The sequence below is a fragment of the Mucilaginibacter sp. RCC_168 genome (genome assembly GCF_041355315.1).
In the GTDB taxonomy this organism is placed as follows: domain Bacteria; phylum Bacteroidota; class Bacteroidia; order Sphingobacteriales; family Sphingobacteriaceae; genus Mucilaginibacter.
Genome location: NZ_JBFUPN010000020.1, coordinates 66912 through 86572, shown reverse-complemented (window position 1 = coordinate 86572; position 19661 = coordinate 66912). Strand labels below are relative to the sequence as shown.

Genomic DNA, 19661 nt, shown 5'->3' with positions numbered 1-19661 from the left:
ATTTTTAATTATTATTTCCGTTACTTTTGTAATATCCCCCTATTAAAAGAGTACAGATCAATCCTTTTTACGTCATGAGCAAACACATAGAGAAATTAAAAAAACAACTTGTTGAAGTAGCGGAAGTTGTTAATTCATTCCAATCAGAATCTGTACAGGTTCGGATTATCGATCGGTTATTAGATGTAATGATTGAATCTGACAGAGTGGATACGGACGGAGCCGAACTATTCCTTAAAAAAGGGCGCAGAATACGTTCAGATGATGAAAATTTTGGTATACCAGGCCGTAAAAAGCCAGGAGCCACCAAAATACTCAACCAGTTATTGGGTACTGACTTTTTTGATGTTTCGCGTTCTATATCAGCTATCGCGAGCTATTGCAAAGAACAGTTTGACTCTGATTTTAAAACATCCGAACTTTCGGGCATCTTGTTAAAACTGGCTAATGAAAATAAGCTGAGAAGAGAAAGAAGCCATGAGAACAATCGCTTCGAATACATAAAAGCCTAATAATTAAACTACTTACATATTATTAGTAAGCCGCGGTGTTATATAACCCGCGGCTTATTTATTATAGATTAATAAAGATATTATTTCAACGAAAATAAATTATCTACACCTAAAATTTTTCTACTGGTAAAGCCTTCAGCATATTTAACAGAGATGCTTTTGCCAAATTCCATAGCCCGGGCCGCCACAACGTTAATAAACTCAGGCGAAGATATATAGGTTTGGGGTTCACCTTCCCATTCGGGGTTAAAGAATTGCGACCCGAAAGCATGAATACTTTCAATCTTTTTATCCCAGTAATCGGTTACATCAATCAAAATATCGGGTTTTATATAATTGTCCTGTATAAAATGCAAAACAAGCTTAGGCCTCCAGGCTTCCTGCAAAACTCCATCTGCTGTAGTTTCAATCTTTCGTAAGCCCGATAAAAAAGCGGCTGTTTCCACCAGTTCACCAGCGCGCTTATGATCAGGGTGACGGTCATGATAAGCATTGGTTATTACTATAGAAGGCTGATATTTACGTATGGCTGATATTACCTGTAACTGGTATTCCTTTGTGTTTTCAAAAAACCCATCGGGTAAACCCAGGTTTTCTCTTACAGCTAAACCCAATATTTTTGCCGATGCTGCTGCTTCCTGGTCTCGGATCTCGGCTGAACCACGGGTACCTAATTCGCCACGCGTAAGGTCAACAATGCCTACCTTTTTACCCAGGGCAATGTGTTTTAAAATAGTACCGGAACATCCAAGTTCGGCATCGTCGGGATGAACCGATAAAACTAATATATCTAATTTAAGCATAAATATGTATTGAATTATAAAGAGGCCTGTAAAAGGCGTTCGATCTTTTTCCTGATCTTTGAAGATGTGGGCTTGGTAAACGGATAATAAAAATCGGTTACATGACCAGTACGATCTACCAAAAATTTATGAAAGTTCCACCGCGGAACAGATTTCAGGTTACCGTTATCTTTTTTATTAGCAAAAAACTGGTATAGAGGATGAGCGTAGGGGCCCCGTACTCTTATCTTTTCAAATACGGGATAATTGGCTCCTGCATTTTCGCAAAAAGTGGCTATCGCCTCGCCTTCCAATGGTTCTTGTCCGCCAAAGTCGTTTGAGGGGAAAGCAAGTATTTCGAAATCCGTATTCTTAAACTGGTCCTTTAGGTTGGCCAGGTCCTTAAGCTGAGGGGTAAAACCACATTGAGAGGCGGTGTTAACTACTAAAAGAACTTTATTTTTATAAGCCGACAGGCTAATCTCTTCCCCGTTTAATGTTTGCACATTAAACTTGTAGATACTATTGTTATCCATTATTAATTGTTAGTGGAATTATATCCGGCCTGTTTCAATATAGCCTCGATATCTTTCTGCTCCTCCGGGTCGTAGGTTTCCTTTAGGTTATGGCCGAATATGCTGGCTACTGATTGAAACATAAAGGCCTTAAAACCACCCTTAAGCTCTTTAACCATCGTATAGCTGGTGGTTCCGGTTTCACGGTCAATCAGTTTAATCAATACCTCACCCTGACTAATTGTCAGATTTTTTATTTCCTTGTTAAACAATGTTTTTATTTCGGTTTCACAAGCGGCTACCAATTCTTTCTGTTTGTGCTTATCGCCTGTAAGTGCCAGGTCGCGTTGCAACTGGCGGTACCGCTGCCCCGCAAAACGCGCGTAAGGCAACACTTTGAACACATTATACCGTAACCTGTTATAAGCCATACGGTCGGCTTCACTGGCAAATATACGTGTATCAACAATTTTCACTTCGGGCGTAACTATCCAGGGTACCAGTTCTCCGTCAAGATCGGTCATGGCCGTTTTGATGGTATCATTTTTGCCTAAAGTTACGGGTGCTGGTTTATCTGTCTGGGCTTTTAGCGCGCCCACGATGCCGAAACAAAACAAGAACAGAAAACCAATAAATTTCATAATTTTACTTAAAACAAAATTAAAGCAATTTTTTGTGGTATTTCAATATAATCTGTAATAATAATTTATAATTACAAGTTTATCAAGTAATGCCATCAATATCAGCATATGAAAGAGTTAGTGATTGACCTGGAAGCGGAAAAAAATGAGATATTAAAAAGATATCGGGCTTTGCTGCGCGCCTGTAAGTCGACCCTGCAAAAGGGCGATAAGCGCATGATCCGTAAAGCATTTGATATGGCCCTGGAAAGCCATAAAGACATGCGCCGTAAAAGCGGCGAACCCTATATATACCATCCTATTGCCGTAGCACAAATAGCGGCCGAAGAAATAGGCCTGGGTACCACCTCCATTGTGTGTGCCCTGCTGCATGATGTGGTTGAAGATACCAACATGACGCTGGATGATATCGAAATGGAGTTTGGCAAAAAGGTAGCCAAAATCATTGATGGGCTTACCAAAATATCGGGCGTATTTGACACCAACAGCTCATTACAGGCCGAGAATTTTCGCAAGATGCTGCTTACCCTGGCCGATGATGTGCGGGTGATTTTGATCAAACTGGCCGATCGCTTGCACAACATGCGGACTATGGAGTTTATGCCGCGCGATAAGCAGCTTAAACTATCGTCAGAAACCGTTTATTTATATGCCCCATTGGCACACAGGCTGGGTTTATACACCATAAAATCTGAGCTGGAAGACCTCTCTATGAAATACATGGAGCGGGAAACCTATCAGTTTTTAAAAGTTAAGCTCAACGAGAAAAAGACAGAACGTGAAAAGTTTATCCGCGATTTTATTGAGCCGGTAAAAAAGGTGTTGCTGGGCCAGGGCCTGGAGGCTGATATTTTTGGCCGCCCCAAATCCATCCACTCCATATGGAACAAGATGAAGAAAAAATCGATACCTTTTGAAGAGGTATATGATCTTTTTGCCATCAGGGTGATATTGGATAGTACGCCTGAAAATGAAAAGGCTGATTGCTGGAAAGCCTATTCGATAGTTACCGATCTCTACCGTCCTAATCCCGACAGGCTGCGTGATTGGATCTCATCGCCCAAGGCCAATGGTTACGAATCATTACATACCACGGTAATGGGGCCCCGCGGTCAATGGGTTGAAGTGCAAATTCGTACCAAACGGATGAATGAGATAGCTGAAAAAGGTTTTGCCGCGCACTGGAAGTACAAAGAATCGACTACCGACAGCGGCCTTGATCAATGGGTACAAAAGGTGAGGGATATGCTTAAAAATCCCGACTCCAACGCGCTCGATTTTCTGGATGATTTTAAAATGAACCTTTTCAGCGATGAGATCTTCATTTTTACACCTAAAGGCGCCTTGATCCAATTGCCTTTAAACGCTACAGCGCTCGATTTTGCCTTCGAGATACATACCGATGTGGGCGCCAGTTGTATTGGCGCCAAAGTAAATCACAAACTGGTACCGCTGAGCTATAAACTGCAAAATGGCGACCAGGTAGAGATCATTACTTCGGGCAAACAAACGCCTAAGGAAGACTGGCTGAACTTTGTGGTTACCGCTAAGGCAAAAGCCAAAATAAAATCGGCATTAAAAGAAGAAAAACGGAAAATTGCCGAAGATGGCAAGGAGATACTGGAGCGCAAGTTAAAATCGCTCAAGATCACTTACAACTCTGAAAACATACATAAGCTGAGTTACTTTTTTAAACTGCAAACAACCCAGGACCTGTTTTACAATATTGCCAAAGGCATCATTGACATGAAGGATCTGAAGGAGTACCAGGCCTCAGAAAAAGTAATTGAAAATAAACCACAGGATAAAATTGAGCAGGAGCAGGTACATAGCCTGCTGCGCAACATCAAAGCTAAAGATAGCGACATATTGCTCATTGGCGAGGATATGCAAAAGATTGACTATAAACTGGCCAATTGCTGCAACCCTATCCCTGGTGATGATGTGTTTGGTTTTGTTACCGTAAGCGATGGCATCAAGATACACCGTACCAACTGCCCTAATGCTGCCAAACTGATGGCCAACTATGGCTACCGGATTGTAAAGGCCCGCTGGACAAACCAACAGGAATTGGCATTTTTAACCGGTTTGCGCATTACCGGTATCGACGACGTGGGATTGATCAATAAACTGACTACGGTAATATCACAGGATTTTAAGGTAAATATCCGCTCTATTACGGTTGATAGCGACAATGGCATTTTTGAAGGTTCGCTCATGGTATATGTAAATGATACCGAGCATCTGGATAACCTGATCAAAAACCTGAAAATGGTTAAGGGTATCACCGCCGTAAACCGTTTCGATTCGGCAATTGAAAAAGCATCTTAGTACAGAGGCAAGAATCAAGAGACAAGAATCAAGAAAAACTGGATGCATCTTCTTTCTTGATTCTTGACTCTCCCTTCTTGATTCTTATCCTCTTGATTCTTATTTCCTGATTCTATCTTTTATTAATAACTTTGACTCTTTAATAGATAATTATGCCTCAGCAGGATACAATAGCGTTGGTTAAAAAAATTTTTGAGGCTTACCTCGAAAACAAAAACCTGCGTAAAACGCCCGAGCGTTTTGCTATACTTGAAGAAATTTATTCGCGTACCGATCACTTTGATGTGGAGTCATTATACATCCACATGAAAAATAAAAAATACCGTGTAAGCCGCGCCACCGTTTATAATACCCTGGAATTACTGGTATCATGTGATCTGGTTACCAAACATCAGTTTGGTAAAAACATGGCCCAATTTGAAAAATCATACGGCTATAAGCAGCATGATCATATTATTTGCATTGACTGCGGCAAAGTGGTTGAGTTTTGCGACCCGCGCATACAGCAGATACAAAGCATGATGGGCGACATCCTGAAATTTGATATCAAACACCACTCCCTTAATCTTTATGGTAATTGCACCAAATTAAGAGACGGTAATTGTGACAGAAAAGCATAACTTTGCCCCCCTTAATATCATACTCTGAATTTACATAAATGGCTGTTGACGTATTATTAGGCCTCCAATGGGGCGATGAAGGTAAAGGAAAAATTGTTGATGTGCTTAGTGCAGGTTATGACCTGATAGCACGTTTCCAGGGCGGCCCCAATGCCGGGCATACTTTGGAATTTGACGGTAAAAAATTCGTTTTAAATACCATTCCTTCAGGTATATTTTTTGAGAACACCATGAACCTGATCGGTAATGGTGTAGTGATCGATCCGATCACACTGAAAAAAGAATTAGAAAAACTAAAAGATGCCGGGCATGACCTGTTAGCGAAAAAGAATTTGCTGATAGCTAAAAAAGCCCACCTCATATTACCGACGCACCAGTTGCTTGATGCCGCTAACGAAAAAAAGATGGGCGATGGCAAAATTGGTTCAACCTTAAAAGGTATCGGTCCAACTTATATGGATAAAACCGGTCGTAACGGCTTACGTATAGGTGATATCACCCTGCCCGATTTTAAAGAACGTTACCAGAAACTGGTTGATAAGCATGTATCCATGCTACAATCATTATACGGCGAAGTAGCTGATTTTTCTGAGCGTGAAACCGCGTTTTTTGAAGCGCTTGAATTGTTGCGCCAGTTTCCATTGGTTGACTCTGAGCATTTAGTTAACAATTATATAAAACAAGGTAAAAAAGTACTGGCAGAAGGCGCACAAGGCGCTATGCTGGATATTGATTTTGGCTCATACCCTTTTGTTACTTCCTCAAACACCACTGCTGCCGGAGCCTGTACAGGTTTAGGTATAGCACCGCAACAAATTGGCGAGGTAATAGGCATTTTTAAAGCTTATTGTACCCGTGTTGGCGGAGGACCATTCCCAACCGAACTCGAGAACGAAACAGGCGAGGAATTACGCCAAACGGGCCATGAATTTGGCGCGACCACCGGAAGGCCACGCCGTACCGGATGGATCGACCTGCCTGCTTTAAAATACGCTATAATGCTTAACGGCGTTACCCAACTGGTAATGACCAAAGCCGATGTATTAAGCGGCTTTGATAAAATATATGCCTGTACCCACTACAACTACCTGGGCGAAAAGATCGATTACATGCCTTACGATATTTGCTCGGTAAGCCCTGAGCCCATTTTGAAAGAAATTGATGGATGGAAAGAAGATCTTACCGGTATTACCGAATTAAACCAGATCCCTGCCAGATTACAATCATACATTGATTATTTAGAGGCAGAGCTTGGCGTTCCTGTTAAATACCTATCCGTAGGGCCAGACAGGAAACAAACGCTGGTAATGCACTAAATGCATCGGCTATTCAAAAGCCCTGCATCTTATAGATGCAGGGCTTTTTTTGTTATTTATGGTTAAAGATATCTGGCTAAAACAGCATAAAGGTTATATAAGGCGTGCAACAACACAACATATAAAAATGCCTGACGGCCGTTCTTTATCCGCTTGCAATAAATGTAAAGAAAACTCATGATCACTCCGCTAAAAAACATAGCGATCATGTAAAGCGGATTATAATAATGGTTTGCTCCAAATAATAATGCGGGGATAATGATCAGCAGATATAAATTTTTTATCCCGAATTTATTCATCAATTGATTGGGCAAACTGATAAACAACCAGGTTTCCAATAGTGGCGCAAAAATGCAGGTTACCAACAACTGTTCTGGAACTGACTCTTTATCGATAGGGTTATTGAGCAAGTCAGACTCGGGAAAATAATGGTCTGCAATAAAGGCAAAGAAAAGACTATTCAGAAAAGATAAAATCAAACAACCCAAAAAAACATAGTAAAATTTAATCCTACCTGAGATCAGCCCTTCTTTAAAATGATATGCCAGTAATTGCATTGAATAAGCTTTGCATTTATTCACCCAATATAGGATAACAAAAAGACACTTCATGCAGCCTTTTTACTTTACTTGCTTATTTTTGCCGGGTGATTATTCCCGTTCAAGATCTTCCCCTGTTTAAACAAAAAGCGCTGCAATGGGCCTCATCATTTGATGCCGTCTGCTACCTGGAATCCAACGGATTTAATGACCCCTATGGTACATTCGATACACTAATAGCTATTGGGGTAAAAGATGAAGTGACAGCACAGGTTGGGAGCGCCTTTGATCAACTGGAAGCTTTTCGTCAAAATAATCCAGGGTGGATAACCGGTTTTTTAGGATACGATTTGAAGAACGAAACAGAACAGCTATCATCTGTCAATCCGGATGGCTTACAATTCCCGGATCTTTATTTTTTTGCGCCTCTACACTTAATTATCATTAAGGGTGGTAAAGTGGAGATCATCAGCGATGAGCCTGAACATGTTTTCGATCTGATTGCTCAACAGGAATTAATTATCCCCAGGGAACAGCCAGCTATCGTGTTAAAATCCCGCTTTAGCCGGAAAGAATATATTGATGCTGTAAAGGGCATTCAGGAGCACATCAACCGCGGCGATATTTACGTGACCAATTTTTGCCAGGAGTTTTTTGCGGAGCAAGCCGCGATAGATCCGCTGGCCATATTTACACAGTTAAATACAATCTCACCTAATCCTTTCAGCACTTTTTTTAAATGGAAGGACAATTATATACTGGGAGCATCGCCCGAACGTTTCCTGGCCAAACGTGGCACTAAGCTGATATCGCAGCCCATAAAAGGTACTGCTAAAAGGGGTACAGATGAAAAGACCGATGAGTTGATCAAACAACAATTACGCAATCACCCCAAAGAGCTCCAGGAAAACGTAATGATAGTTGACCTGGTGCGGAATGACCTGACCCGCTCTGCCAGACAAGGCACTGTTAAAACCGAAGAGCTATTTGGCATACACAGTTTCCAGTATGTACACCAAATGATATCAACCGTGGTATGTGAGCTTCAGGAAGGCTTGTCGGCCATACAGGCCATCAAAAACACCTTTCCTATGGGCAGCATGACCGGTGCACCCAAGATCAGCGCTATGCGACTGATGGAGCAATATGAGCGCAATAGGCGGGGGGTATATTCTGGTGCAATCGGCTATTTAAGTCCGGATAATGATTTTGATCTGAATGTGGTTATCCGTACCCTCCTGTACAACTCAGCAAAACAATACCTCTCGTTCCACGCAGGGAGCGCGATCACTTACCATGCTGATCCGGAAAAAGAGTATGAAGAATGCCTGCTCAAAGCACAAGCGGTTATGGAAGTTCTGGGGAAAATTGGCAGTCGTAAGTCGTAAGTCGACAGTCTCACGTCATTATTTTCTTTACTTAGAACTAAAGACTTTAGACTTCGGACTTACTTTTCACCACTATCTTATCCCCCATCCTCACCTTAATATCAGAACTGGCAGCAAAAAATACCGATACCGGCTCTTTTTTCAGATAAGGTTCAAAAGCTTCTCCATAAAGCCCGGCGACGTCAGCTTCAAAAACATAATCTTTAACTGTACCCGTTTGCCAGGAAATATGCTCAACCTGATACTCCATCGTACTAAAATGAGATAGCTTATTATAGCCCCAGTAATGTTCAAGGATAAATTCTTCGGCACTGCCAGGTTCAATATTCATTAATTGGTTATTCGCCGTGGCGCCCAATTTGTTCCATTTGCCTTTGAATTTCCATTCATATAAAAATTGGGTATGCCCGTCTCCGGTCAAAGTAACAGAACTGCGCATAGGCATTGCGCTGTAATGTTCTTTATATAGGTTGTTGGCGATAAGTGCTATCATGCTTTTGGGCACTATCTCACTTACAAAAACAGCACCGCGTTTCCATTCCTTACCTTCAAAATATTTTACATAAAAGCGCAGGTTTACTTCCTCAAAGTTTACATGCCCGGGCCATTTGATGCCCAGCATACGGGTATTGGCAAATACAAAACCAACCATGCTTACCAGAGCTTTTCCTTGCCATAAGTCAAGTACCGTTCCGGGCGGCAAATAAGCATCCAGTATTTGCGGATCAACCTCGTAATTCAGCATCACAAGGTTTTTCCACTGTGCCCGTAAAAATTGACGCTTAGCCATGGTGAGGTGGGGAGTAGTGAAGGGTGAATGGGGAATAGTGAGTTATGAGTAAAAATGAATATTAGCCTATTTCCTAAGCGGATTTGCCCACGCTAAAAAAACTCACTATTCACCACTCACTATTCACTACTTTATTTCTTGTAATACTTCATAGCCTCGGGTATAAGGCGTTGGATATTCGCAATACGGGTGGCATCAGAAGGGTGAGTACTGAGCAGTTCAGGCGGAGCCCCGCCTTTATTTTGAGCCGCCATACGCTGCCAAAAACCTACAGCCTCATGCGGATCATAACCTGCCATGGCCATAAAAGTAAGCCCTAAACGATCAGCTTCCGATTCCTGGTCACGGGAGTATTTTAGTAAAACTACTTGAGTACCCACGCCGTATGCCTGGCTAAAAAGCCCCTGCATTACCTGCGATTGCTTGGATACAGCAATACCGGCCAGTGAGCCGCCAAATTGCGCTAATGTTTGCTGAGATATGCGCTCGGCAGAGTGTCTGGCTATAGCATGACCAATCTCATGCCCCATTACAACGGCCAAATAAGCATCGGTATTAGCAACCGGTAACAGGCCGCTGTATACAGCCACCTTTCCTCCCGGCATACACCAGGCATTTACTTCGCTGCTTTGTATCAGGTTAAATTCCCATTGAAAATTATACTGATTGGCATAACCATTCTGTTGCAGATATTGCTCAATGGCTGCAGCCAGTTTACTGCCTATCCTCTTAACCCGTTGCGCATCGGTTCCATTGCTAACAACTTTGGTTTTAGGGTCTGTTAATAATTGTTTGTAGCTGGCAGCGGCCGATTGGTTTACTTCGGCATCGCCTACCAGGCTTAATTGACGGCGACCTGTTAACGGTACTGTTGAACAGGAATACAATGCAATGATAAAGATCAGAGCAAGGGCAGGTCTGAATTTTTTCATGATGATCAGGTAGTTTTCTTCTTTAAAAAATTAACTTTTGACTCCGTACCTTTTAGTAAGCGTTCGATGTTTTTTTGGTGCGTTACCAGTATGAGCAAGCAGATGCACATACCATATATAACTACCGACCGGATAGACGTTGGAAAAATAAACGAAACTCCGATAGGATATGTAAATGCTGCAGCGATAGAGCTAAGCGATACATAACGTGTAGTTAAAAGCACTATTACAAATACCAGGACACATAATAAAGCGGCATGTAAATGAATAGCCAAAATCATTCCAAATAAGGTAGCTACACCTTTCCCTCCACGAAAACCCGCAAAAATTGGGAACAGGTGACCCATTACCGCAGCAATACCCAAAGCAAGCGCGTAATTAGTATAAGCTATAGAGTTAGACGGCCCGGTGGTTGATACACCAATAAAATAAGCCAGATTGGTGGCTGTCCATCCTTTTAAAATATCCAGCAGCATTACTGGGATGCCTGCCTTTTTACCCAACACCCTGAAAGTATTGGTTGCGCCTGCATTTCCGCTGCCGTACTCACGAACATCAATATCATAAAAAGCCAGCCCTATCCAAACGGCCGTAGGTATAGACCCGCAGAGATAAGCCAGAATGAGCGCTGAAACTGAATAAACGGTTATCATTTCCCTGCAATATTACGAAATTGATATGGTACTAAGGGTTAAATTCTAAACTCTAAATCCGAAACTTTAAACTCTAAATCCGAAATCGAAAACGGCGAAGCTCTCAACGAAGTTAATCCCAATTCCAAATCAGATAGCTTTAAGACTCAGGTCAAGACTTTTAACAGAGTGAGTTAATGCACCAACCGATATGTAATCAACCCCGCACTCGGCATAACCGCGTATATTATCAATGGTTATCCCTCCCGATGCCTCGGTAATAAAGCGGCCCTGAATAATATCAACAGCCTGTTTTAGGTCGGCAAAGTTAAAGTTATCTAATAATATACGGTTCACATGGCCGGTTTGCAAAACTTGGTCAAGCTCTTCCAGGTTACGCACCTCTATTTCGATGGCCAGTTTTTTGTTGTTATCAATAAGATATTGATTGGCCCTCTCAATGGCTTGTCTTATACCCCCTGCGTAATCAACATGATTATCTTTGATCAGAATCATATCATACAAACCAAAACGATGGTTAACACCACCTCCGATCCTTACTGCCCATTTTTCAAGATATCGCAAACCCGGGGTGGTTTTACGGGTATCCAAAACTTTGGTATTGGTATCCTTTAACAGATCAACTATCTGCCTTGTTTTAGTAGCAATGCCAGACATGCGCTGCATACAATTCAATACCAAACGTTCGGCTTTTAAAATACTTTGCGAATTGCCTTCTACCTCAAAGGCCACGTCTTTAGGTTTTATAACAGCGCCATCGGTTAAAAACACATTTACCTTCAGGTTGGCATCAACAATTTTAAAAATCTCCAATGACAGCTCAACTCCGGCCAATATGCCTTCGTCTTTTACCAATAGTTTTGCTTTACCGGTGCTATCGGCAGGAATAGTTGATAAAGAGGTATGGTCGCCATCACCAACATCTTCCTTTAAAGCCTCAATTATAAAATGGTGTATTAGTTCCTTATCCAAGAGTATTCAATTTAAACCTCAAAAGTAATGAAAAAAAGATGTGCAGATGAAAATTGATGTGCAGATTTCAAATGTGCAGATATGCAAATGAAAATTGTTTAACGATGGGTATCGATAAAGCTTGGAAAGCAGTTTCTCATTTGCACATTTGAAATCTGCATATTTGCACATCAATGTTCATTCGCACATCTACTATTTCACTTTCTCGTTTTCAATCCGGAGTTCAATAACTGACATTTTACCACCGGCATCCTTCAGGGTAAGGGCAACCCGGTATAATCCGGTGTCGGTAGTTAAAATAAATACACCAAAACGGTAATTGGCGCTGGAGTTTACCTTATGTAATAATTTGATGCTTTTGGGCTTATTCTTTGAGAAAAATTTATCCAGTATTAATGTAGCCTGTGCCCGGGAGTAAATATTTTCCTCATTCATCAACGTGATCTCAACACTGGAGGCAAATGATTTAGCCAATTCCTTGGTATTGCCCTGTTTGATGAGATTGGCTGCATCATCTATCGGGTCGGCCGGTGTAAAACCTGGCAAAAGAAATAGCATAATAAAAGACGACAGACACACCAGTTTCATATATTTATTTAATAAACAGAATTTTTAATAACACGGATTATTAATAAAATCAACGGGGCTATTGATCTTCAAATAAGATATAACTGTTTTTATCCGCAATTATTATCAAATCATGATATAGTATATTCCGCAAATCGAAATTAAAAAAATAATCATATAAAGTACAGCGTTGCCGTTATATTTGCGATGTGGAAAATCAAAAAAAACTCGCATTAATTATTCTTGATGGCTGGGGTTATGGCCGTAACGACCAGTCGAACGCTATACTTGCTGCAAATACACCCTTTGTTGATAGTTTGCTGCAACAATATCCAAATTCCAAACTCGAAGCATCCGGAACCGCGGTAGGTTTACCTGCCGGGCAAATGGGCAACTCAGAAGTAGGGCACATAAACCTGGGCGCAGGCCGTATAGTTTACCAGGAATTGGGGCGCATTCATAAAGCTGTTGACGATAATGAACTGCCAACCATCCCGGTGTTGAAAGATGCTTTTGAATATGCCAAACAAAATAACCGCGATGTACATTTCATCGGCCTGGTATCTGATGGCGGGGTTCACTCCCACATCAGGCATGTAAAAGGTTTGTGCGATGCTGCAAAGCAATTGGAGGTTAAAAATGTATACATCCATGCTTTTTTAGACGGACGCGACACCGATCCTAAATCGGGATTAGGTTTTGTTACCGATCTGGAACAATATATCGAAGGATCTGATGCAAAAATCGCCTCGGCTATCGGCAGGTATTATGCCATGGATCGTGATAATCGTTGGGAGCGTGTAAAACTGGCTTACGACCTTTTGGTTAACGGCGAAGGAGAAGCAACCCAGCACATTACAGATGCGATTAAAAAATCATATGACGAAGGTGTAACCGACGAATTCATAAAACCAGTTGTTCGGGTTGATGTTGATGGCAAACCATTAGCCGTTATTAAAGATGGCGATGTGGTGATCTGCTTCAATTTCCGTACAGACAGGGGCCGTGAGATCAGTATAGCTTTAACACAGAAATCATTCCCTGAATATAATTTGCATCCACTGGCTATCCGCTATATCACCATGACCCCGTACGACGAAACGTTTAAAAACGTACAGGTGGTGTTTAACAAAGAGGACCTGACCAAAACTTTGGGCGAAATTTTGCAGAATGCGGGCAAAACACAGATCAGGATTGCTGAAACCGAGAAATACCCACACGTAACCTTCTTCTTTTCGGGTGGCCGCGAAAAAGAGTTTGATAATGAGAAACGCTTATTGGCGCCATCGCCCAAAGTAGCTACTTATGATCTGCAGCCCGAAATGAACGCGGCAGGTATCCGTGATGCTATCATTCCGGAACTGGAAAGCGGCTGGCCTGATTTTGTTTGCCTTAACTTTGCTAATACCGACATGGTGGGCCATACAGGTGTTTTTAGCGCGGTGGTTAAGGCTGCTGAAACTGCCGATGCCTGTACCAAAGCGGTGGTTGAAGCTGGTTTGGCCAATGGCTATTCCTTCATCATCCTGGCCGACCACGGCAATGCCGATTATATGATCAACGAAGACGGTTCGCCTAATACAGCGCATACCACCAACCTGGTGCCTTGTATTATTATTGATAAAGATGTAAAACAGGTAAAAGATGGTAAACTGGGCGACATAGCGCCTACCATTTTAAGTATACTGGGCGTAGCTATCCCTGCGGAAATGACCGGGAATGTATTGGTATAAATTGAAATTATTACCCATAATCGCTTTTTTAGGCGGCATCATGCTCATATCCGGCTTGCCATCATGCAGGCCGGATATCAAGCAAAGCGGCGCTGTACTTAAATATGCCGATATCAGCGGCTTTTTCAAGACAGATACTGCAAAACTCACCAAACTTAATCCGTTGGTTAATAAAACCGTAACCCATAACGGTGTAACAGAAAATAAAACCTTACATATCACCAACTGGGGGCAGGAATTAAACCTGTTCATACAATCAGATATTAACCGGCCCGCCTGGAAAAACAGCTATAAGGTTCAAACTACTGATAGTTTAATAGTGTACCAGGCCAAATACCCCGACTTGCGCACCACCCGCATCGTGATCAAAAAGAACGGCGATAAAATAAAGTGGGTACTTATTTTTAACCACACCAAAAACCTGCTGTATGAAACCAGGGAGAAGCTAAGTTACTTTCCGGATTCGGCTTATCTTATCGAGAAATGGCAGCACGTTAGGTTAATGGGCCAAAATAATTACAGGATCGAAGGGGTTTTGGTCAAGGGTATCAAGTAGTTAGTATCAAGTATCACGACTAATGAACATCACATATTTAAGCGTCGACGCTTACCTAAAGTAAAGTTCAAATGCAGGCCCTTAAACTGCATAATAAGAATCAAAAAATAAAGAGTCAAGGAATCGGGCTACATCAAAAAACGCGGAATCATCAAGGTGCTTTTGGTCTTGATACTTGATACTAACTACTTGATACTAAAATTATTAATGGCGGGCTACTGCAGGGCCGATAGCCTGTGTGAGTTTATCTTTTGACTGATCGATCAGATTAGCAATATCCATTCTTCCGGGATTATCGTTCAGTACCTTTTCAAGATCGGTTATAGATGCTTTCAGAGAATTGATCCCCCTTGCACGATCATAAAAGTGTGAATTGTTCTGTAGTTTAAACAAGCCGTAATCGCGGTAAGCAATCCCCCTGTTCTGATAAAATTTACTGTCGTTAGGATCACTGTTGATAGATATGGCCTTGGTCAAGTCGACAATCGCGCCTAACAGGTACAATTCTTTATCCGCCGGCGACGTCTGGTTATCCTTCCCCAGGTAGCTTTTTGCCCGGGCCCGGTAATAATAGGCAGAAGCATCTGCCGGTTTTATGGCGATAACACGGGTATAAGCAGCAATTGATTTTTTATAATTATCGCTATGGTAATAAGAGTAGCCCAGCATCCACAGCGCGTTGGCATTGGTTGAATCTGTGATACAAGCCTTCTCCAGGTGTGATACCGCCGATCTGAAATCGCCATCCATCAAGGCCTGCTGCCCCATTTTTACATAGGCGCTTTGTGCCACAGCCGATTCAAGCGAGGACATAATCAGAAAAGATACAATGACCGATAACTTCATTAGTGATTAATAGTGAAACAGAAACGGTATTATAATAACTACCATTATATCGAATTATTATGCCAAACGGCACTTTTCTTCAAAAAGATATCGTTTTCAAAAAAATTCCAAAAGGCTATAGTATGACTTTTTTTCATATTTATCAATTAATTCTTATTTAATTGTTAAGCTTATAAGTGGCTTCTAATAAACAAATAACCAAACCATTGTACTGCCATATTGCTTGTTAAGCATTATAACCATAACTTGGCACAGCTCTTGAAACATAGGTTGCAACAAGTAACAACCGCGGTTTTACCTGTAATTAAAGGCCTTGGAGACTATGCAGGCTGACAACATGACGGTTTTATCTATATATAAAATATAATTAATGACTTTTGATCCATTCGATTTTAAAAATACACTACCGGTTATAAACGAAGACTCAGAGTTTTTTCCCTTAATGTCTACCGAAGACGAGGAAGAAATGAACAATGAAGAAATGCCGGAGGTATTATCCATATTGCCTTTGCGTAACACCGTTCTATTTCCGGGTGTGGTAATACCGATAACGGTTGGCAGAGACAAATCAATTAAACTGATACGCGATGCCAACAAGGGCAATCGTATGATTGGGGTAGTTGCGCAACAGGATGTGGGGATAGAAGACCCTAATTTTAACCAGTTGAACAAAATTGGCACCATTGCTCTTATCATAAAAATGCTGCAAATGCCCGATGGCAACACCACCGTTATTATTCAGGGTAAAAAGCGTTTTGTTTTAAAAGATGAGGTACAAAGCGAGCCCTATATAAAAGCTACTGTTGAACCTTTCAAAGAAATAAAGGCTAAAGAGGATAAAGAATTTAAAGCCATGGTATCGTCTATTAAAGACATGGCCATGAACATTATCCAATTATCGCCCAATATTCCGAGTGAGGCCGGCATAGCTATCCGTAATATTGAGAGCACTTCGTTTTTGATCAATTTTATATCATCAAATATGAATGCTGATATGGCGGCTAAACAACGCCTGCTGGAGGTTGCTAACCTGCGCGAACGGGCCAACATGGTATTAGAACACCTGACGCTTGATCTGCAGATGCTGGAGCTTAAAAACCAGATCCAAACCAAGGTACGTGTTGATCTGGATAAACAGCAGCGCGATTATTTTTTAAATCAGCAGCTAAAAACCATCCAGGAAGAATTAGGTGGTAACTCACCCGACCTGGAGATCGACGACCTGCGTCAGCGTGCCCTTAAAAAGAAATGGGCCAAAGAAGTAAAAGATCATTTTGCTAAGGAGCTTGAAAAGCTGGCCAGAACCAATCCGGCAGCGGCTGATTACTCCGTACAGATCAATTATCTTGAATTACTGCTTGATCTGCCCTGGAACGAGTTCACCAAAGATAATTTTGACCTTAAACGGGCTCAAAAAGTTCTGGATAAAGATCATTTTGGCCTGGATAAAGTAAAACAGCGCATTATTGAATACCTGGCCGTGCTTAAATTAAAGCACGATATGAAAGCCCCCATCCTTTGCCTGGTGGGCCCTCCGGGGGTTGGTAAAACATCCTTAGGGAAATCAATTGCTAAAGCACTTGGCCGTAAATATGTACGTATGGCCTTAGGCGGTATCCGTGACGAGGCCGAAATAAGGGGGCATCGTAAAACCTATATTGGCGCCATGCCGGGTCGTATCATACAATCGGTTAAAAAAGCTGGTGCGGCTAACCCTGTATTCATCTTAGATGAAATTGATAAAGTAGGAAACGATTTCCGCGGAGATCCGTCATCTGCTTTATTGGAAGTACTCGACCCTGAACAGAACAGTACTTTTTATGACCATTATGTAGAAATGGATTTTGATCTGTCAAACGTGATGTTCATAGCAACAGCTAATTCACTAAGTACTATTCAACCTGCCCTTTTAGACAGGATGGAGATCATCGAAGTGAATGGTTATACCATTGAAGAAAAGATAGAGATAGCCAAGCAGCACCTGTTACCTAAACAGCGTGAAGCCCACGGCTTAAAATTGAAAGATGTAAGTCTTAAAACCGACGTATTGGAGAAACTCATCGTTGATTACACCCGTGAATCGGGCGTGCGCGCACTGGAGAAAAAAATAGGCTCAGTAGTGCGTGGGGTAGCCAAAAATATTGCCATGGAAGAGGAATACAATCCTGTGGTGAATAAAAAAGATATCGAAAAAATACTGGGCGCCCCCATTTATGATAAGGACCTTTATGAAGGTAACGATGTTGCCGGCGTAGTTACAGGCCTGGCCTGGACATCGGTTGGCGGCGATATTCTGTTTATTGAAGCCAGTTTAAGTCCGGGTAAAGGACGTTTAACCCTAACCGGTAGCCTGGGTGATGTGATGAAGGAATCGGTAACTATTGCATTGGCCTATCTGCGGGCACACGCCGATTACTTTAACATCAACCCAAAATTGTTTGATCAATGGGATGTGCATGTGCATGTACCCGCAGGCGCTACTCCAAAGGACGGCCCTTCAGCTGGTATAACCATGCTTACTGCCTTAGTTTCTGCATTTACACAACGTAAGGTAAAACCAAACCTGGCCATGACCGGCGAGATTACCCTTCGTGGACGGGTATTGGCAGTAGGCGGTATCAAAGAAAAAATACTGGCCGCCAAACGTGCCAACATCAAAGAGATCATCTTATGCAAATCCAACCAGAAAGATATACTGGAGATCAAAGAAGATTATATCAAGGATCTGAAGTTCCATTATGTGGCGGATATGCGCGATGTAATTGCGCTTGCTCTTTTGGATGAAAAGGTAAGTAACCCGATCGACCTTACCGTTAAGGAGGACGAGAAAGCGATAGCAAATTAAAAAAGAGGGGCTAAATTATTTTTAGCCCCTCTTTTTTTGTACATATATAAATCAGCTCAATTTTTCTATATTAGACGCTGATATATTTTACAACCTAATGCTTAATAAACTATTCCTCACACTGTTGTGCCTGTTTGGTTCCATCAATCTATTTGCGCAAACCCGCGGTCACGAAATCGCCATACAAACTGATAATGATGGGTACCTGGGTCAGGGCTCAGACAGGTATTACACCAATGGTATCTTCTTTTATTACCGTAAAGCTTTAAAAGCCGACGGTGATCTCCAGAATAAGGTTTTAGGTTTTGAGTTTGGCCAGAAAATGTACAATCCGCAATCGGGCTACGTACCTAATGCCTCATATATCGACAGGCCTTTTGCAGCCTACTCCTACATTGGTTCAACACTCAACTTTTTATATAAAAACGAAAGCAACATTAAGCTGAGCGCACAGTTAGGCATAGTGGGCCCGGCCGCACAAGGCGAACCCATACAGAAATTTATTCATAACACTTTCGGGTTTTATTCTTTAAATGGCTGGCAATACCAGATAAAAAACAATGTAGAACTCAATTTAGGCGCCGAGTATAATAAACTATTGGCAAGAGCTTCGTGGATAGATGTGAGTTTGACCTCGTACGCCAACCTGGGTAATGGGTTCACCGGCGCAGGCGTAGGGCCTTTGATCCGTCTGGGTAATTTTAACCAGCTTTTCAATTCAGTAAGTACACAAAGTACCGTATCCGCTGCTGATCAAACCGGCTTATTGCATGCCCACGAGATCTTTTTTTACTATAAACCGCAGATCAATGGTGTACTTTATGACGCCACTATACAAGGCCCCCTGTTTAACAAAAACAATGATCCTAACAATCTGGAGATTACCTTAAACAAAAAGCCTTTTATATTGAGCAACCAGGTGGGAGTAGCCTTTACAACCAGTCGTTTCACTTTTGATATAGCAGCCATTTTCCACACCAAAGATGTGGAGCAGATGCTAAGGTCGCATCAATGGGCCAGTATTACTGGAGTTTACCGGTTTAAATAATTTGTCAGAATCAGAATTTACAGAATTTATAAATTTTCAGAATTAATTTTCATTCTGTTAATTCTTGAATTCTGA

At 41.7% G+C, this 19661-nt stretch carries 19 protein-coding genes; 9 read left to right on the top strand and 10 right to left on the bottom strand.

Annotation, left to right across the window (positions count from 1 at the left end):
• The first annotated feature begins 74 nt into the window (after positions 1 to 74).
• Positions 75 to 512, top strand: a complete 438-nt coding sequence (locus AB6735_RS19475; protein ID WP_370997640.1) for a hypothetical protein — start codon at positions 75 to 77, stop codon at positions 510 to 512.
• A gap of 80 nt (positions 513 to 592) precedes the next feature.
• On the opposite strand, the gene bshB1 is transcribed toward AB6735_RS19475, so the two are convergent.
• From bshB1 to AB6735_RS19460, 3 genes are read right to left on the bottom strand one after another with little or no spacing between them, the layout of a single operon-like run.
• Entirely contained in the window at positions 593 to 1315 is a 723-nt protein-coding gene (bshB1, locus tag AB6735_RS19470; protein ID WP_370997638.1) for a bacillithiol biosynthesis deacetylase BshB1, read from the bottom strand.
• 14 nt (positions 1316 to 1329) lie between these two features.
• Entirely contained in the window at positions 1330 to 1830 is a 501-nt protein-coding gene (locus AB6735_RS19465) for a glutathione peroxidase (protein ID WP_370997637.1), read from the bottom strand.
• Positions 1831 to 1832: 2 nt separating this feature from the next.
• The gene (locus AB6735_RS19460; protein ID WP_370997636.1) at positions 1833 to 2450 is read right to left on the bottom strand and encodes a DUF4294 domain-containing protein; all 618 of its coding nucleotides are present in this window, start codon (positions 2448 to 2450) and stop codon (positions 1833 to 1835) included.
• A gap of 108 nt (positions 2451 to 2558) precedes the next feature.
• On the opposite strand from AB6735_RS19460, the gene AB6735_RS19455 reads away from it, so the two are divergent.
• From AB6735_RS19455 to AB6735_RS19445, 3 genes are all read left to right on the top strand, one after another.
• A complete protein-coding gene (locus tag AB6735_RS19455) occupies positions 2559 to 4781 on the top strand; it encodes a bifunctional (p)ppGpp synthetase/guanosine-3',5'-bis(diphosphate) 3'-pyrophosphohydrolase (protein ID WP_370997634.1) in 2223 nt (740 codons plus the stop codon).
• A gap of 152 nt (positions 4782 to 4933) precedes the next feature.
• Positions 4934 to 5401, top strand: coding sequence for a Fur family transcriptional regulator (locus tag AB6735_RS19450; protein ID WP_166089835.1), 468 nt, complete (start codon positions 4934 to 4936; stop codon positions 5399 to 5401).
• 38 nt (positions 5402 to 5439) lie between these two features.
• On the top strand, positions 5440 to 6717 hold the full coding sequence (locus tag AB6735_RS19445; protein WP_370997632.1) for an adenylosuccinate synthase: 1278 nt from the start codon (positions 5440 to 5442) through the stop codon (positions 6715 to 6717).
• 62 nt (positions 6718 to 6779) lie between these two features.
• Here the strand turns inward: AB6735_RS19445 and AB6735_RS19440 are convergent, their stop codons facing one another.
• Positions 6780 to 7196 (bottom strand): lysostaphin resistance A-like protein, encoded by a 417-nt coding sequence (locus AB6735_RS19440; RefSeq protein ID WP_370997630.1) that lies wholly within the window; start codon positions 7194 to 7196, stop codon positions 6780 to 6782.
• Between the two features lie 167 nt (positions 7197 to 7363).
• On the opposite strand from AB6735_RS19440, the gene AB6735_RS19435 reads away from it, so the two are divergent.
• Entirely contained in the window at positions 7364 to 8644 is a 1281-nt protein-coding gene (locus AB6735_RS19435; RefSeq protein ID WP_370997628.1) for an anthranilate synthase component I family protein, read from the top strand.
• Positions 8645 to 8690: 46 nt separating this feature from the next.
• On the opposite strand, the gene AB6735_RS19430 is transcribed toward AB6735_RS19435, so the two are convergent.
• The 5 genes from AB6735_RS19430 to AB6735_RS19410 all read right to left on the bottom strand — a co-directional run bounded on the left by AB6735_RS19430 (position 8691) and on the right by AB6735_RS19410 (position 12579).
• Positions 8691 to 9434 carry a YqjF family protein gene (locus AB6735_RS19430; protein ID WP_370997626.1) on the bottom strand — a complete coding sequence of 248 codons (744 nt, stop codon included), beginning with the start codon at positions 9432 to 9434 and terminating at the stop codon, positions 8691 to 8693.
• Positions 9435 to 9565: 131 nt separating this feature from the next.
• Complete coding sequence (locus AB6735_RS19425; RefSeq protein WP_370997625.1) at positions 9566 to 10366, bottom strand: M48 family metallopeptidase; 801 nt, start codon at positions 10364 to 10366, stop codon at positions 9566 to 9568.
• Positions 10367 to 10371: 5 nt separating this feature from the next.
• On the bottom strand, positions 10372 to 11019 hold the full coding sequence (gene plsY, locus AB6735_RS19420; RefSeq protein ID WP_076374174.1) for a glycerol-3-phosphate 1-O-acyltransferase PlsY: 648 nt from the start codon (positions 11017 to 11019) through the stop codon (positions 10372 to 10374).
• 129 nt (positions 11020 to 11148) lie between these two features.
• Positions 11149 to 11991 carry a carboxylating nicotinate-nucleotide diphosphorylase gene (nadC, locus tag AB6735_RS19415; RefSeq protein WP_370997623.1) on the bottom strand — a complete coding sequence of 281 codons (843 nt, stop codon included), beginning with the start codon at positions 11989 to 11991 and terminating at the stop codon, positions 11149 to 11151.
• 192 nt (positions 11992 to 12183) lie between these two features.
• Positions 12184 to 12579, bottom strand: coding sequence for a DUF4783 domain-containing protein (locus AB6735_RS19410; RefSeq protein WP_370997622.1), 396 nt, complete (start codon positions 12577 to 12579; stop codon positions 12184 to 12186).
• A 188-nt stretch (positions 12580 to 12767) separates the two neighbouring features.
• Here AB6735_RS19410 and gpmI point away from each other — a divergent pair, with 188 nt between their 5' ends.
• Both gpmI and AB6735_RS19400 read left to right on the top strand, forming a co-directional pair.
• A complete protein-coding gene (gene gpmI, locus AB6735_RS19405; RefSeq protein ID WP_370997620.1) occupies positions 12768 to 14291 on the top strand; it encodes a 2,3-bisphosphoglycerate-independent phosphoglycerate mutase in 1524 nt (507 codons plus the stop codon).
• 1 nt (position 14292) lies between these two features.
• Positions 14293 to 14847: a hypothetical protein gene (locus AB6735_RS19400; protein WP_370997618.1), complete on the top strand. Its 555-nt coding sequence runs from the start codon at positions 14293 to 14295 to the stop codon at positions 14845 to 14847.
• A gap of 204 nt (positions 14848 to 15051) precedes the next feature.
• Here AB6735_RS19400 and AB6735_RS19395 read toward each other — a convergent pair whose 3' ends face one another.
• The gene (locus tag AB6735_RS19395; RefSeq protein WP_370997617.1) at positions 15052 to 15660 is read right to left on the bottom strand and encodes a tetratricopeptide repeat protein; all 609 of its coding nucleotides are present in this window, start codon (positions 15658 to 15660) and stop codon (positions 15052 to 15054) included.
• Positions 15661 to 16063: 403 nt separating this feature from the next.
• On the opposite strand from AB6735_RS19395, the gene lon reads away from it, so the two are divergent.
• On the top strand, positions 16064 to 18538 hold the full coding sequence (gene lon, locus AB6735_RS19390) for an endopeptidase La (protein ID WP_370997616.1): 2475 nt from the start codon (positions 16064 to 16066) through the stop codon (positions 18536 to 18538).
• Positions 18539 to 18635: 97 nt separating this feature from the next.
• Positions 18636 to 19586 (top strand): lipid A deacylase LpxR family protein, encoded by a 951-nt coding sequence (locus AB6735_RS19385; RefSeq protein WP_370997614.1) that lies wholly within the window; start codon positions 18636 to 18638, stop codon positions 19584 to 19586.
• Positions 19587 to 19661: the final 75 nt, after the last annotated feature.